The 15,825-nt window shown below is 62.1% G+C and carries 5 protein-coding genes; all 5 read left to right on the forward strand.

The genetic code is table 11. The features are described from left to right. Positions 1-98: 98 nt before the first annotated feature. The 5 genes from ACQUWM_RS02275 to ACQUWM_RS02295 all read left to right on the forward strand — a co-directional run bounded on the left by ACQUWM_RS02275 (position 99) and on the right by ACQUWM_RS02295 (position 15,555). Entirely contained in the window at positions 99-10,397 is a 10,299-nt protein-coding gene (locus ACQUWM_RS02275) for a VCBS domain-containing protein (RefSeq protein ID WP_428921039.1), read from the forward strand. Continuing rightward, positions 10,390-12,534 carry a type I secretion system permease/ATPase gene (locus ACQUWM_RS02280; RefSeq protein WP_428921040.1) on the forward strand — a complete coding sequence of 715 codons (2,145 nt, stop codon included), beginning with the start codon at positions 10,390-10,392 and terminating at the stop codon, positions 12,532-12,534. The genes ACQUWM_RS02275 and ACQUWM_RS02280 overlap by 8 nt, the downstream gene beginning before the upstream one ends. Further along, positions 12,531-13,706: an HlyD family efflux transporter periplasmic adaptor subunit gene (locus tag ACQUWM_RS02285; RefSeq protein WP_428921041.1), complete on the forward strand. Its 1,176-nt coding sequence runs from the start codon at positions 12,531-12,533 to the stop codon at positions 13,704-13,706. Before ACQUWM_RS02280 ends, ACQUWM_RS02285 begins: the two co-directional genes overlap by 4 nt. A 110-nt stretch (positions 13,707-13,816) precedes the next feature. Beyond that, positions 13,817-14,209, forward strand: coding sequence for a hypothetical protein (locus tag ACQUWM_RS02290; protein WP_428921042.1), 393 nt, complete (start codon positions 13,817-13,819; stop codon positions 14,207-14,209). Then, complete coding sequence (locus ACQUWM_RS02295) at positions 14,206-15,555, forward strand: TolC family protein (protein WP_428921043.1); 1,350 nt, start codon at positions 14,206-14,208, stop codon at positions 15,553-15,555. The genes ACQUWM_RS02290 and ACQUWM_RS02295 overlap by 4 nt, the downstream gene beginning before the upstream one ends. The last annotated feature ends 270 nt before the right edge of the window (positions 15,556-15,825 follow it).

The raw sequence follows: 15,825 nt of genomic DNA on the forward strand, positions 1-15,825 counted from the left end.
TTCTATAGCCGGTCAAGAGCTTTATGCTTGGGCTGGCGAGAGAATGCATTTATTGGAGCCAGGGGCGATAAGGCCAGGATGCTAAACAGGAGTCAAATATGAAGTCAGCGGTGTTTCCCAAGTCCCGGAATGGGTCCTCCCGAACGTTTGACGGAGATCGCGTCACCCTGGAGGCCCCGGGTGTGGTTCAGTTACAGATTGGGCCGGAACAAGTTGCCCGATTCGAGCGGGATGGAAGCGACCTGGTACTGGTCCTCGAGGACGGCACGGTTTTTGTTATCGAGAATTTTTTCGTTGAGACCGCAGACGAACGAAGTGACCTCGTATTCGAGGACGGGAACGGTATCACCTGGTGGGCGCAGTACGGTGACGTCTGGAACGGATTTGATATCGCCGAGATCAACGACAATGTCGCTGCCACACCGTTCCCCTGGGCGGCGCCGCTGGCGGGTCTGGGGCTTTTGGCCGGCGGTGCGGCCCTGGCGGAGCACGGTTCCGGCTCTTCATCCGATGCGCCGTCCAACGTTGCGCCCGCGGCCTCTGCCGATCCGGTGACAACGCCGGGCGATACACCGGTCAGGGGGTTAGTGAGGGGCACAGACCCTGATGGTGATCAACTGACGTTCGAGCTGAGTGGCGATCCCGAGCACGGCACGGTGACGGTTAACCCGGACGGCAACTACGAATACACCCCCGACGAAGATTACGATGGCCCTGACAGCTTCGAGGTGACCGTAGACGACGGTAACGGCGGCACCGATATCGTGACGGTGCCGGTCATGGTAACCCCGGGGAACGAACCGGCGACGATCTCCGGAGAAACGGAGGGAGCAGCGGTCGAGGCTGGTGGTGTTGATAACGGTACTCCGGGAAGCCTGAGTGCCAGTGGCTCGCTTACCGTGTCGGACGCCGACGAGGGCGAGGCCGTCTTCGAAACCCCTGCGAGTCTTGAGGGCACCTACGGCACGTTCACCTTCGACTCGGCGACCGGGGCGTGGACCTATACGCTGGAGGATGGACGCGCGGCGACCCAGGCCCTGACCGATGGCGAAATCGTGACTGACAAACTGGCGGTGTCCAGCCTGGACGGCACGGCGAACGAAACCATCGCTGTGACCATCACTGGCACCAATGATGTGGCGGTGGTCACGGATGACAGTGGCCAGGTGACCGAGGACTCCGATGTGGAGGCTGGCCTGCTGAGCACGAGCGGTCAGGTTGCGATTGACGATGTCGATGCCGGGGAAAACCGGTTAGACGCTCCCAGCCTCGCCTTTGAAAGCGCCAGTCACGGAGGCCCGGCTCTGGGCAATCTGAGCGTCGAGAGCGATGGCAGTTGGACCTACCGTGTCGACAATACCCTGGCCGAGGTACAGTCGCTTGTCCTGGGCGAGACGATGACCGAAAGCTGGACCGTGATATCCGCCGACGGCACTGACACCGGCACGATCACGGTGACCATCACCGGTACCAACGACCTGCCTGACATTTCCGGCGAGGCCACGGGAGATGTGGCCGAAGACGGTGTGCTGTCCACCAGCGGCCAGTTGGCGGTGGACGATATCGACACCAGCAACACCCACGGCTGGAGCGTCGAAGGCAGCACGGGTGAGTATGGCGAGCTGACGGTCGATACCAGCACCGGCGAGTGGACCTACACCCTGGACAACGATGACGCTCGCGTCCAGGCCCTGGCCGAAGGCGAGACCCTGACCGACGAAATCACCGTACGCGTCACAGACAACGACGGTGGCTACGACGAGCAGGTGGTGACTGTCACCATCACCGGCAGCAACGACACCCCGGACATCTCGGCCGGTTCGGACACCACGGCCATGGTCACGGAACTGACCGATGGCGATACCGACGAGAACACGCTCGAACATAGCCAGACAGGAACGATTGAGGTGTCCGACCTCGATACTACCGATACTCACTCGGTTGATTCGGTCCCTCAGGGCACAGGCTATCTCGGTACCTTTACCCCCGGTACGATCGACCCCGAAACAGGGGAGCTCGATTGGACCTTTACCGTCGATGACGCCGATCTGGATGTACTGAGCGCAGGTGAAGTGCTGACCCAGGAGTATCAGGTGACGGTGGAGGACTCGCAGGGTGCGAGCGACACAGTAACCGTAGAGGTCACGATCAATGGAGCCAACGACCGGCCCGAACCGGAAGACGACACCACACTGATTGCTCCGGGCGATAGTGCAGTGCTGGACGTTCTGGCCAACGACACAGACGTCGACGCGGGTGAAACCGCCACGTTGACGGTGACCCAGGTGGACGGCCAGGCCATCGCCCCGGGCGGCAGCATCACCTTGAGTGGTGACCGCGGGACGGTCTCGCTCAATGGCAATGGGGAACTGACCTTTGTGCCCGGGCCCAATGCGCCGGAGCAACTTGTGCTGCCCTATACGGTCGACGACGGCAGTGGCGCGGGCGATGCTACCGCGACGGCGAATTGGGTTATCGATATCGCTGGTGTGACCATCAGCGACGACGCCAGCCCGGCTGGCGCCGATGTACCGGACGACGTGCTCTCCTCGGTGGATGACCTGGGCCAGGTGTCCATCACCGGCCAGGCGGCGGTGGGCGGAACCGTGACGTCACTGACTATCTCCGACGGCACCAACAGTGTGGACGTCCCGGCGGCGGGTATAACCGTGCAGCCTGACGGTTCCTATTCGGTGACGGCCGACCTCAGTGGGCTGGATGATGGCACACTGACCGTAACCGCCGACGTGGAGGACGCGGAGGGCAACCCGGCCACGAGCACTGACACGATTCTCAAGGATACCGCCACCCCGGTGGCCATCGACCCGGTGCTGGTGGTGGAAGGCGAAGCGCCAACCATCACCGGCACCGGCGAACCCGGTGCGGCCATCACGCTCGACGTCGATGGCGAGACCTACTCTGCAACGGTCCAGTCCGACGGCGCCTGGAGCGTGACACTGCCTGACCCATTGGGGACTGAAAATACCGAAATTTCGGCCCAGGCGGTGGATGACTACGGCAACACCAACAGTGCCGACCGTACCGTGACCGGGCTTACTGTCACCGACGAGGTGGCGGGCGAACCCGAGGATATCGTGGTCTCGGAGTCTGCCTTGACGGGCGGTTCGCAAGAGGGAAGCGGGGCGGACGCGGTCAGTTCCACCTTCGCGCTGGCCGCCGATGTCTCCGAGCTTTCCGAAATCGTGATCGGTGGCACGGTGGCGGGCGGCACACTGAGCGGTGGCGACACGGTGACGCTTGCCCAGCTGCAAGATGCCGCCACCACGCCGGTGGACGTATCAACCCAATACGGCACGCTTACCATTACCGGCTTTGATGCCGGGACCGGCGCTGTCAGCTACACCTACACGCTGGACGGTAATACGGAAGACCACAGCGCCGGCGCGCTCAATGACATTGTCCGCGAGACGATCCAGGTGGCCGCTGTTGAAAACGATGGCGATATCCGGGTAGGCGAACTCACTGCCGCCGTTGTTGATGATGTGGCGGCGCCGGTGGATGACACCCCGATGTCGGTTGCCGAGGGAGGCTCGACCGTTGGCGGGGCGAACCTGCTGGCCAACGACACACTCGGGGCCGATGGTGGTCGGGTCCATGAGATCACCTATACCGACAGGTCAGGTACAAGCGCTTCAGCGGTTATCCCCGATGGTGGTTCCGAGACGGTCGAGACCCAGTATGGTGAGTTGACCGTTGGCAGCGATGGCTCCTGGTCCTATACGCCACTGGCAAGCGCGGATCACGCCAAGCCGGACAACGATACCGAACTGAGCGACGACTTCAGCTACACCACCATCGACGGCGATGGTGATGTGTCCGCGGAAGCGGCAATGCAACCAGTCACAGTGACCGATTCGGTTCCCGAGCTCGGCACGCCGGACCATGCCATCATCGACGAAGAACATCTGCCGACCGGGAGTAATCCCGACCCTGCTCAGCGTGAGGTAAGCGGATCGCTCGATCTGACGCCGGGGCAGGACAGCGTCAATGTGACGCTGACCACCGACAGCGCGCCCGCGGGGCTCCAGTCCAGCGGCGAGGATCTGCGCTATGAGCTGTCCGCCGACGGGCACAGCCTGACCGCCTACAAGGGCGCGGGGACTGAGGCCGTCTTCGTTGTCACACTGACCGATCCGACATCGGCCTCGGCCGGGTATACCTTCGAGTTGCTGCAGGCGATCGACCATAACGGTGCGGAGAGTCAGGATCTGGCCTTCGGTGTCGAGGTCACCGACAGCGATGGCGACACTGATACGGCCGGTTTCATCGTCGAAGTGGTGGATAACGCGCCGCTGGCGGAAATCGAGCGAGACATCGACGAAGACAGCAGCGGTTTTTCCTTCAACATTTCGGCGGACGCGACGTCGGACAACACCAGCCTGACGCAGGACGGTACCTCCCTGACCGGCACGTCGACGCCGGGCGGCGGCATGGAATACAAGATCGGGCATGGCACCGTGACCATCAGCGCGGATGGCGAGGTGACCTACGTGCCCGACACGAACTACAGCGGTACGGAGACGTTCGAGGTCACCACGAGTGATGACGGCACGAATGCCACCACGACCGTCACGGCAAATGTTGCCCCGGTGGCGGATGCCCCGGGGGTGTCTGTCGATACCAGCGATATCAACACGCTTGAAGACACGGCGGTGGCCCTGGGGCTGGTGGCGCCGACCATCACCGATGACGGCGGGGGTACCGGCAACAACACCACCCCCGAACGAATTGGCGAGATCACCCTCTCGGGTCTTCCCGAAGGGGCGGTGCTTCAAGGGCCGTTTGGCACCACAACGGTCGACGCCAGTGGCAGCGTGACCATTACGCTGAGTGATCCGGGGCTGACGGTAACGGGCACCAGCGCGGACCTGACCATGACCAGTGCTGAGCTCGAGGCGCTTGAGGTGCTGCCGCCGGAGCACGCCTCAGAGAATTTCGAGGTGAATTACACGGTCACCAGCTATGAGGTCGACGGTAGCGGCACGGTCCTGGCCGGTGTGGATGGGACCACCAGCAGCGACAGTGTCACGGTCCATGTCCAGGCGGTGACCGACCCGGCGGCGCTGGTCTTCGACAGCTCGGTTGATGACAGCACCGTGGATAACGCCGATGCCATCAGCTATGGGGGCGATGGTGGTAACACCCAGGCCGATGTAACCCTCAAAGAAGACACCACGGTCGACCTGTCCGAAATCCTCTCGACCAGCTTCGACGACCTGGACGGCAGCGAACTGCGTTCGATCACCATCAGCAACAACACCGGGGCCGATATCGTTGTCAACGGGGAAACGATTGCGAGCGGCGATGACGTGACCGTGGCCGCCCCTGGCCTGAGCGGCGATACCGAAGGTCTGCCCGCCATCAACATCGGCGGCGCGGACGATTTCAGTGGCGACCTTGAAGGCATTACGGTAACGCTCAATGCCCAGGACCGGGATGCTGACGGCTACTGGGACGGCGCGGAGGTGCCGGGCCCGGCCGACGGCGTCGCCGAGGCGGATGAGAGTGACAACAGCGTCACGCTGAACCTGCACGTCACACCAGTGGCCGACGACGTGCAGGTCGATGGTGCTGAAGGCGATGAGGACAGCGCCATTGCCTTCCTCTCGGGGGTCCGGCTGACTGATGGCAGTACCGATGTCAGCGCTGGCGGCAGTGAAGTAATCACCGAAGTGTCCTTCGAGGTTCCCGCAGGCTGGGAAGTGGCGGACTCAACGGTGTCAAACGGGGCCTCGGCGGGTGCGTCCGCCGGGCTTTCGGGGGGCACCTATACGATCACCTTTACGGGCGGGACTGAAGCGGAGCGTGAAGAATATCTGGACGGCTTCACCATCACCCCGCCTGCCCATGACAGCAGCGACGCGAACATCACGCTCCGGGTGTCGAGCGAGGATGAAAGTTCTGTCAACGGCTCGACCGAGACGGATACCGCCCTGGAAAGGGAACACGACCTGACCATAACGGTGAACCCGGTGGCCGAGGAAGTCGGGACCGATACCGACGGCGACACCAACGATGATCTGACCATGGCACCGGATTTTTCCTACTCCAGCTCGGCGCAGGAAGACCAGTGGTTCGACCTGAACAGTGACGGTTTTGACCTGAGCGCAGGCTGGCTCAACCAGGACAGTGGCGAAGAAACCTTCGCGCGACTGACGCCCGAGCTGATTGCCGGTGATGGTGGCCTGTCCGATGCCACCGGATCACAGTTCCGGTGGATGGAAGATGGAGTTCAGAAGGAGGCCGTATACAACGGCACGCCGATCGATGTGCCCGCAAGCGCGCTGGACACACTGGAATTCCGTGCCGCCGACGATTTCTCGGGTCAGTTCGATATCAAGGTGCAGGCCTTTACCGTCGATGCCGACGATGACGGTGGTACGAACAGTTCAGAGGCGGTCAGCGGCGAGGCGACCCTGACCAACGTTCTGATTACCCCCGTCGCCGACGATGTGACCCTGTCGCTCGCTTCGCGAACGCAGGGCAGTGAGGACGAGGACATCCCGCTGAATATCCGTCCCACCAGCTCCGACCCGTCCGAGGTTTTCACCGTCACCATTGCCGATATTCCTGATGGTGCGGTGCTGACCTATGATGGCAACCCGCTGACCGTGGCGGGGGGCAGTGTCACCATCGAAAACTTTGATTCTTCGGCTCCGCTCACTCTGCGGCCGCCGGAACACAGCAATGACGACCTCACGCTGAACGTCACGGCCCAGTCCGTCGACGAGTTGGAAGTTGACGGGACAACCTACTCAGACAGTTCGGACCCGATCAGCCTGGATATGGATGTTGAGATCCAGGGTGTCGCCGATCAGGCCGATGTTTCCGTGACCCCGCAGGAATACGCTGAAACCAACCTGGACAGCGGCGTCGACAGCGTAACGTTGGCAGACCTGCTGTCTGTGGATAAGCAGGATAGCGACGGTTCTGAAACCCTCACGGTTCGGATCTCGGATCTGCCAGAAGGGTTCGGCCTGACTCAGGGCACCTCGCTGGGCACCGCGGTTGGCGAGGACCGGGTCTGGGTCCTGAGCGAAGCACAGCTTGCCACCGCCGAGATCACGGTGCCGGATAACTTCAACGGCGAGGTGTCGTTCAGTGCGGTTCCGGTGACCACGGAGAGTGACGGTGACTCGCTGACCGGTACCGAGCAGACGGTCAACTTCACGGTGACGCCTTCGCCCGAAGCGGATATCACCACCGGGGCAGGGCTGAATGAGGATGCGCGGCAACCGATCAATCTGGGCATCGTTCATCAGGGCGGCGACACCGATGAGGCGCTCGAGGCTGTCGGCATCAAGGTGTCCGATACCGTGGGTGCGGATTTCACGCTCTATCTCGGGAGCGATGCCCTGGCGGATGCCGGCCTGGATATCATCAATGTGGGCGGCGTTGACTATTACGAGCTGACCGCTGCACAGGCGGGCAATCTGACGGCCCAGGGCAGCGAGCACCTCGACGGGGACCTGGATGGATTTGATCTGATCTATCGGATCACCGATCCGGGGAATGACGGCCTTGCGGACGTGACCAGCGATTGGCAGAACGGCCATTTCGACCTGGGCGCAGCAGCAGTGACCGATCAGCCGAATCTGGCGATTGACAGTACCACGCTTGGAAGCGGCTCAGGATCCGTGTCCGGCAACGATGTCACCGTGACCAGCGCGGGAGAGCCGGTGACCCTCGACCTGAATGTCTCCACGCCCGACAGCGACGGCAGCGAGCACCTGATTCGCGTGCTCATCGACGACGTGCCTGATGGCGTGACCGTCGAGGGCGGCGAGATGACCTCTGGCGGAAGCTGGCTCCTGATCTACGACGAGGCCGATGCATTGTCGGTGAATGACGCGGGCGGCCTGGTAGTGCCCGTGACCTTCACCGTGGGCGATGAGGCGGCGGGCATTGCCGATGCGCCGATCACTGTGACCGTGCAGACCCAGGATCGCGGCAATGAGCCGGGGGCCGGGACCGAGGTCCTGGCCGACAGTCTTGGTTGGAACCTGACGGCGGATTTCGAAGGTTCTGGCGACTCCACTGCCCCGCCCACCATTGATACCTGGGAGTACAACGAGGCCACCGCCACGGAGGACACGAGCTTCCTGTTGTCGGACATGCTCGATGCACAGGTCACGGCACAGAGTACGGAATCCAACCTCCTGACGGTCACGCTCACCGATCTGCCTGCTGGCACCGAGGTAACCGGAATGGTGCGTACCACGGTGGATGGGCAGGAGGTCTGGACGGCCTCGGTGACGACCGATCCGGGCGACGATCCCGCCGCTGTGCAGGCCAAGCTTGACGGCCTGATGAGCAGCATCGTCATTGACCCTGCGGATAACGCGAACGAGAACAATGCTGCGGACGAGCTCTCGTTCAACGCCACGCTGACCTCGGCAGTTGCCGGTGGGCGTTCGGAGGAACAAACGGTCGCGCCGACGATTCCGGTGGACCCGGTGACCGACGAGGCGGGAATCTCGATCACCACCGACGGTGAACGAACGGAAGCCGACAGTGACATCCCGCTCACGGTGACGGTAACCAATTCGGAGGACGGCGAGCACGGAACCGTTGAGGGCGGAGAACTCTATCTGCAGATTGACGGTACCAACGGGCTGGGCGAGGGCACGCTGACACTGGATGGCGTGACCTACACGGCCGAGTCGGTCACCGGCGTCGACGGTATCGCCGATGGGGACTACTACGTCATTGACGGTGTCACCATGGGCGCGCCGCTGGAGGGACTGGTTTTCACCCCCGATACCATGTCTGAGGGCGAGATTACAGTGGATGCCTGGGTGCGGAACCGGGAAACCGGCGCCACGGCGACAACGTCGGAGGGCTCGGCCACCTTGCCGGTCGCCATCGTCAACGAGGGCGTCTCCCTGTCGTCCGATCCCACCACCGGGAGCGAAGCGGCGAATTCGGACAAGGAATCCCTGACCGAGTTGGATCTGGACCTGGCCCTGAACGACGCTGACGGCTCCGAGGAGATCGCCACGGTACTGCTCTCGAACCTGCCGGAAGGCTTCCTGCTCTATACCGGGCCCAGCGAAAGTGATGCCACCCTGGCCGAGATGACGACCAACGCAGGTGGTCTCGACGGCACCAACACCTGGGTGCTGTCCGAAGGGAGCCTGCCGAACTACATTGGTATCCTGCCGCCGAAGAACTGGAGCGGGACGCTGGAGGATCTGTCCCTGACCGTGACCTCGGGGGAAACCGCCCTGTCGGAATCGCTTGTCGAGAGCTTCGAGGTTGGCAATGTGACGGTGAACCCGGTCGCCAACGGCATCGAACTGACACCCACCAAATCCTTCGGCGCTGAAGGCGGTATCGTATCGCTGAACCTGAATGCGTCCATGGCCGATTCTGAAGACGCCTCGGTGACGGCGGCGCCGGATGACAGTGTCGAAACGACGACACTGGAACTTCAGGGGCTGGGCGAGCACGCCTCGTTCTATATAGGAGAGGAGATCGTGACCTCCGGAGTGAGCTACGAGGCGGGAACCGATACCTATACCCTGACCGGGCTGAGCCAGACCGATCTGGACGGCCTGGGCTTTCGCCAGGCGACCAGTGCCCTGACCGACATGGACGGCGGTACATCGGGTCTGCAGATCAACGTAACGGCGCGAACGTCGGACGGAACCGACGTGTCGGACGATGTCGCAGGCACCGCGACGATCGACCTCAGCGAGCAATTGCCCTCGACCAGTGACGACAGCCTGATCTGGACCGGAGAATCCATCGACGGCCTTGGCGGTTCGGATACCATTGAGTTTCGCGAGGGTGAAAGCCTGACAGGCGCCGAGCTGGCCACGCAACTGAGTAACATTGAGACGCTCGAGCTGGGGATCGACGGCAGCAACTCGATCGATGATCTGACCCCGGAGCAGGTCGAGGCCATGACCGATGGCGACAGCCTCCTGACGATCCGTGGATCGGGAGAGGACGAGGTGTCCCTTTCCGGGGACTGGAGCGACAACGGCGACGGCAGCTACACCGGCACCACGTCCTCCGGCGGGGGCGATGTCACCCTGACGGTCGAGGATGTGACGGTTACGCCGCCGGTCAGTGGGTTCGCCGCATCGTCCATGGTGATGTCCTCCGGTGATACGGAAAGCTTCGGTCTTGCCTCGCTCAACACACAAGAGGCGCCGGAGGCGGACGAACCCGAAGCCGAGATGGTTATTACAATGGACGAGGTATTGTCCGCCGAGTCGGGCGGTGAGGATCTGACTGCGGGGCTGCCGGAAGAGGATACCGGTGATGCGGCTCCGACCGATGATGCCAGCACCTCCGATCCGGGCAGGCCGATGCCTGGGTCGACGCTGGAAGACGAGCTCCAGTCCGGTGTGCTCTACGATGTCTAGAGCGGTGACAACAGAGACAGGCGCGTTCGGCACGGGTGCCGCAACCGACCACCGGGACTGGCAGGATGTGGTATTGCGGGTTGCTTCGCATTACCGCATCGCCGTTTCGCCCGAACGGGTTCGGCTCGACCTGGCCTGGATTGCCGAGGGGGATCAGCTCGCCACGCTGGCGCGCTCCGCAGGGCTTTCCATCCGCGAAACCGGTGTGATGCCGAATGATTTAACGGGCCTTCGCCTGCCACTCGTGGCCGAGTTCGATGGCGGTGAGATCGGGATTATCGAGCGCGAAACCACCGATGGCTTCGGCATCGTCCTGACGGGTGATGAGGGGCTGGAAACCCCCTTCACGCGGGAGGAACTGACCGGACGGATTCGCCGCCTGTTTGTATTGCGTCCACTGGCCAACCGGGCCGACCGCCGGGTGGATGAATATATTGCGCCCTGGCGACCGGACTGGCTGCGCAGCATCGCCCTGGCCGACATGGCGCCCTATCGCGCCGTTACCGTCGCATCACTGGTGACCAACGTGTTGGCACTGGCGGGCGTGATCTTTTCCATGCAGGTCTATGACCGGGTGATACCGGCGCAGTCGATGAACACGCTCTGGGTACTGTTTATAGGCGTCCTGGTAGCCACCTTCTTTGGCTTGATGATGCGCGTCGCGCGTGGCCGGATTGCCGACGCGGCGGGCAAGGCGGCGGACCTGCGGATTTCCGACCGGGTGTTCGGCCACGCACTCCGGGTCCGTAACACTGCCCGCCCGCGTTCAACCGGTACCTTCATCTCGCAGATTCGCGAGCTGGAACATGTGCGCGAGATGCTGACTTCCAGTACGGTCGCGGCGATTGCCGATCTGCCGTTCTTCCTGTTGTTCTGTGCGCTGTTCTTCTACATCGCCGGCTCGCTGGTCTGGATTCCTCTGGCGGCAGTGGTCCTGTTGATTGTGCCCGGCCTGCTGGCGCAGAAGCGCCTGCGCCGCCTGGCCGAGGCGAACACCCGTGAAAGCGCGTTGCGTAGCGCGATGCTGGTTGAGGCGATCCAGGGCCTGGACGATATTAAATCCCTGCAGGCCGAGACACGGTTCCAGAACCTTTGGAACCATTACAACGAAACCACCGCCGGATCGTCGATGGAACTGCGCGACCTGATGAACCGGCTCTCCTCCTGGGCCCAGACGGTGCAAGGTGGAGTCTTTGCCCTGGTAGTCTTCTTTGGTGCGCCCATGGTAATGGCGGGGGACATGAGTACAGGCGTGCTCGTCGCCGCCTCGATACTGTCTTCGCGGATGCTGGCGCCGCTGGCCTCGGTGACTCAGATTCTGAATCGCTGGCAGCAGGCGCAGGTCGCACGGGAGGCGCTGGATGGTCTGATGGCCCTGCCGGTGGATACAGCGGCGCAAGAGCAACGCATTCACAAGCCATTGATTCACGGCGACCTTCGGCTTAAAGGTGCCGTATTCGGTCATGATTCCCAGGCCCCGGTGCTGAAGGTCGGGCAGATGACCATCAACCGGGGCGAGCGTATCGCCATTATCGGGCGCAACGGGGCGGGCAAGTCCACGTTGTTGTCCGGTTTGGCCGGTCTGCTGGAGCCGTTGGCGGGAGAGGTTCGCGTTGACGACGTGGTGATGGGGCTGATCGACCCGACCGACCTCCGGCGCGATATCGGCCTGATGGGGCAGGATGCGCGGCTGTTCCACGGTACCCTGCGTGAGAACCTGACCCTTGGTGCGCCCAGGGCAACGGACGAGGCCATCCTGGAAACGCTTGGCCAGATGGGGCTGGTGGACTTTGTCCACCGGCTGCCCGAGGGCCTGGACCACATGGTGCTGGAAGGCGGGCTGGGGCTGTCGGGTGGTCAGAAACAGGGGTTGCTTCTGGCCCGGCTGCTGCTACGTAACCCGAATGTATTGCTGCTCGACGAACCCACCGCTTCCCTGGACGAGGTGTCCGAAGCCGCAGTGATTGACGTGCTTGGGCGTCTCGGACGCAGTGTGTCCGTCATCGTCGCGACCCACCGCCCGGAAGTGCTTAAGCTCGTGGACCGACTGATTGTGGTCAACAACGGCGCAATTGCCATGGACGGGCCGAAAGATCAGGTACTGGCGCAGCTGCGCTCCGCGAAGGCGGCGGCATGAGCGTCTTGCTGGTGATGGAAGAGCGCGCGACCGCGAAGCCTGAGCGTCGCCTGGTCTGGCTGGTAGTTGTGATGCTGGCGCTGTTCCTCGGCTGGGCGTGGTTTTTTCCCCTGGTGGAGGTATCCAGCGGGCAGGGCACAGTGGTGCCCAGTTCCCGGGAACAGGTGATCCAGTCACTGGAAGGCGGCATCGTCGCCTCGATTTCCGTCAGGGAAGGCGATCTGGTGGAGCAGGGCGAGGTCATCGCGCGGCTCGATCCCACCCGCACCGCCTCCAGCGTTGGAGAGGCGGCGGCAAAATATCATGCCGCCATTGCCGCGGCGGCACGGCTGCGGGCCGAGCTGGCGGACCGTGAGACGGTCACCTTCCCCGATGAGTTGTCCGGTGCTGAATTCGCCCAGTTGCGGACCAATGAACAGGCACTGTTCCAATCGCGCCGCACCAGCCAGCGCGATGCGCTGGCGGGACTGACTGAGGGTCTGGAGCTAGCCCGGCAGGAGCTGGACATTGCCGAAAGGCTGCAAAGCAGTGGCGCGGCGAGCCGGGTTGAGGTCATCCGTCTACGTCGGGAAGCGGCTCAGACAAGGCTGGAGATTGCCCGCTTACGTGCGGATTCACAGGTTCAGGCCAGGGAGGAGCTGCAGAAGGTCAACGCGGAGGCGGAGGTGCAGGCGTCGATTATGCGCGGGCGTTCTGAACAGCTCGAACGCCTGGTTTTCCGGGCACCAATGCGCGGTATCGTCAAGGACATTGCCGTGACGACCATCGGTGGTGTTGTTCCACCCGGCGGACAACTCATGACCATTGTTCCGATGGATGACCAGTTGCTGATCGAGGCGCGTATTTCGCCCCGGGATATCGCTTACATTCATCCGGGGCAGGAGGCGCTGGTCAAGGTCTCGGCCTACGACTATGCGATTTTCGGCGGCCTGTCCGGCGAGGTGGTGACGATTTCGCCCAATACCGTGCGCGATGAAGTGGACCCGGAACAGGTCTATTACCGGGTGTATATCCGGACTCGCGAGGAGTACCTCGTCAATAAGGCCGGAACCCGATTTCCGATTGTTCCGGGCATGATCTCGACGGTCGACATCCGGACCGGCGAAAAAACCGTCTGGCAATATCTGGTCAAACCGTTCAACCGGGCGCAGGAGGCGCTGCGTGAACGATGACGCCATGGCGCATGATGCTAATGACCAGCAGTCTTTTATACGATTTTTCATACCGAAAAGAGGTTCCTGATATGACACGATGGTTTAGCGGGCGCGGCGTCCCTTTGGTAATGCTCCTTTTCGTTCTCGTGCCCTTTGGTGCCGCCGAGGCGCAAAATGACGACAGGCTCAACCGGGTAGCCCCCGAGGTGGAGTTCTCATCCGCTGAGCGGAATTATGCCGATATGGATGCTCGCTATGCCCGGGAGGGCGTCCTGCGCGAGATCACCCAGGTACGCCGTATCGCCGTTGGACAGTCGCAGGACGAGCTTCAGGCCGCGCTTGGCAGCTCTGCGGTTGAGCATGATGACGGTTCTTATGAGTATCACCTGTCCCTGCCGCTGACCCGGCAGGATCGGCTGATTTGCCAGTATCGCGTGTTCTTCGACGACCGGGACAAGGTGGCGAGCGCGGTCTGGCGTCGCCCGCAATGCGCTGATCTGGTCCTCGAACAGCCGCAATGATCCGCGGCCAATTACCCCTGGACAGATGCCGTTGGCCCGGAAGCGTCGCGCTGATCACCTGTATCCTGCTTGCGGGTTGCGCCGGGCTGCCCGAGCCGGATGGGTTCGAGGCAGCGGTAATCGAGAGTGCCGAGGGCCTCACCACATTAACCCCGTCCGGTGAGGGTGATGTGAAGAGTGTGGCCCGAAACGGCCTGCTGCGCAGCCCCTCCGTGCGTGAAGCCGCCAGCCAGATATCGGCCAGCGCTGATGAAGTTCGGGTGCAGCGCGCGGCGTTGTTTCCCGAACTGAGCCTTTTCCTGGGAGCCGGTAGGGGGGACGCCGGAAGCGGCGATCCCGCCGTTGAGTTGACGGGGTCGCAGTTGCTGTTTGATGGCGGTAACAGTCAGCGCGCGATCAAGGTGGCGGATTTTGACCTGCAGATTAGTTATATCGACTTCCAGAAAGCGGTGGATGATGCTTTACTTGAGCTTCTCAAAGCCTATGACGACGTGCAGAGGCAACGTGAGCTGCTCCATATTTACAGGCGACAGCTCAACGCGTTGAGCGAGCTGGAGGCGCTCGTAACGGCGCGTGTCGAAAGGGGGGCAGTATCAACCACCGACGCTCTGGAAGCCCGAAAACGTCTGCAGTCTGCGGCGTTCCTGGTCAATGATACGAAATTGGCGCTGGCCGAGGCCCGGGACCGGTTGATCCTGTTGAGTGGTCAGTCGCATGGCGGGACTGTCCGGATATCCCCTTCGAGCTGCAAAGTGCGCGGCGAAACCGATGAACTACTTATAGCGCGGCTGGAAATAGCGCGTGCGAAGCTTGTGCTGGAACAAGCTGAGAACGCACGTATTCCCCGGGTAGAGCTTAATCCGGTGGTGCGGGGCGAACTGGGAACCGGCGAGCTGCCGGTCGGGCTCAATCTGGGTATTCAATCCGATTTTCTGCAAGGCGGCGCTCTCAGCGCCAGGGCGAATGCGGAGCGCAACAGGTTTGCGGCAGCAAAGGCCGAGTTGGAGAATGTCAGGCTTGAGGACAGCCTTGAAGAGCGTGGATTGCTTCGTTCACTCGCCTCCGGGAATCGAAAGGCCGGGCTGTTGCGGCAGCAGATCGATCTTCTGTCGAGAACGCGCGAACTCTATCGGAGCCAATATTTTGATTTGGGAACGCGACAGCTCTCGGAACTGCTCGATAACGAAGAGGAATATTATGGCCGCCAGGCCGAACTTGCTGAGCTACGCTCTGAGCTTGCGGCAGACCGACTCGATTGTGCGGTGAGACACCGTGTGCTGCGGCACAAATTGAAGCTGGAAAACAGTAAGATTTACGGATTCCCCCTGACATCGGAACGGATCTGAGTGCGTTTTTCACGCGGTAAGCTTTGTACGTGATGGTGGGCCAGGTTCGTTGGTGAACGGAGAGTCAAGCAGTCGCGCCGGCATGATCAACTCTGGTAATATGCAAGCGGTTGATTATGGTGTCTAAGATACCGTCGCCAGAAAAACCGCTGCATTACCAGCGGAAGCAAAAAATTGGCAATTCTGACGGTAAAAGCCAAAATCAGCCTGTTTATACCCCCCTTAACTTCAATGGGCTAGAATCCTCGTCGATGATTGTGTGGAAAACGG

Source organism: Marinobacter sp. DUT-3, from assembly GCF_050379435.1.
In the GTDB taxonomy this organism is placed as follows: domain Bacteria; phylum Pseudomonadota; class Gammaproteobacteria; order Pseudomonadales; family Oleiphilaceae; genus Marinobacter.

Bases quoted from the DNA above. Each gene is read 5' to 3' on its own strand.
- ACQUWM_RS02275 (WP_428921039.1), top strand. From the start codon at position 99: ATGAAGTCAGCGGTGTTTCCCAAGTCCCGGAATGGGTCCTCCCGAACG.
- ACQUWM_RS02280 (WP_428921040.1), top strand. From the start codon at position 10,390: ATGTCTAGAGCGGTGACAACAGAGACAGGCGCGTTCGGCACGGGTGCC.
- ACQUWM_RS02285 (WP_428921041.1), top strand. From the start codon at position 12,531: ATGAGCGTCTTGCTGGTGATGGAAGAGCGCGCGACCGCGAAGCCTGAG.
- ACQUWM_RS02290 (WP_428921042.1), top strand. From the start codon at position 13,817: ATGCTCCTTTTCGTTCTCGTGCCCTTTGGTGCCGCCGAGGCGCAAAAT.
- ACQUWM_RS02295 (WP_428921043.1), top strand. From the start codon at position 14,206: ATGATCCGCGGCCAATTACCCCTGGACAGATGCCGTTGGCCCGGAAGC.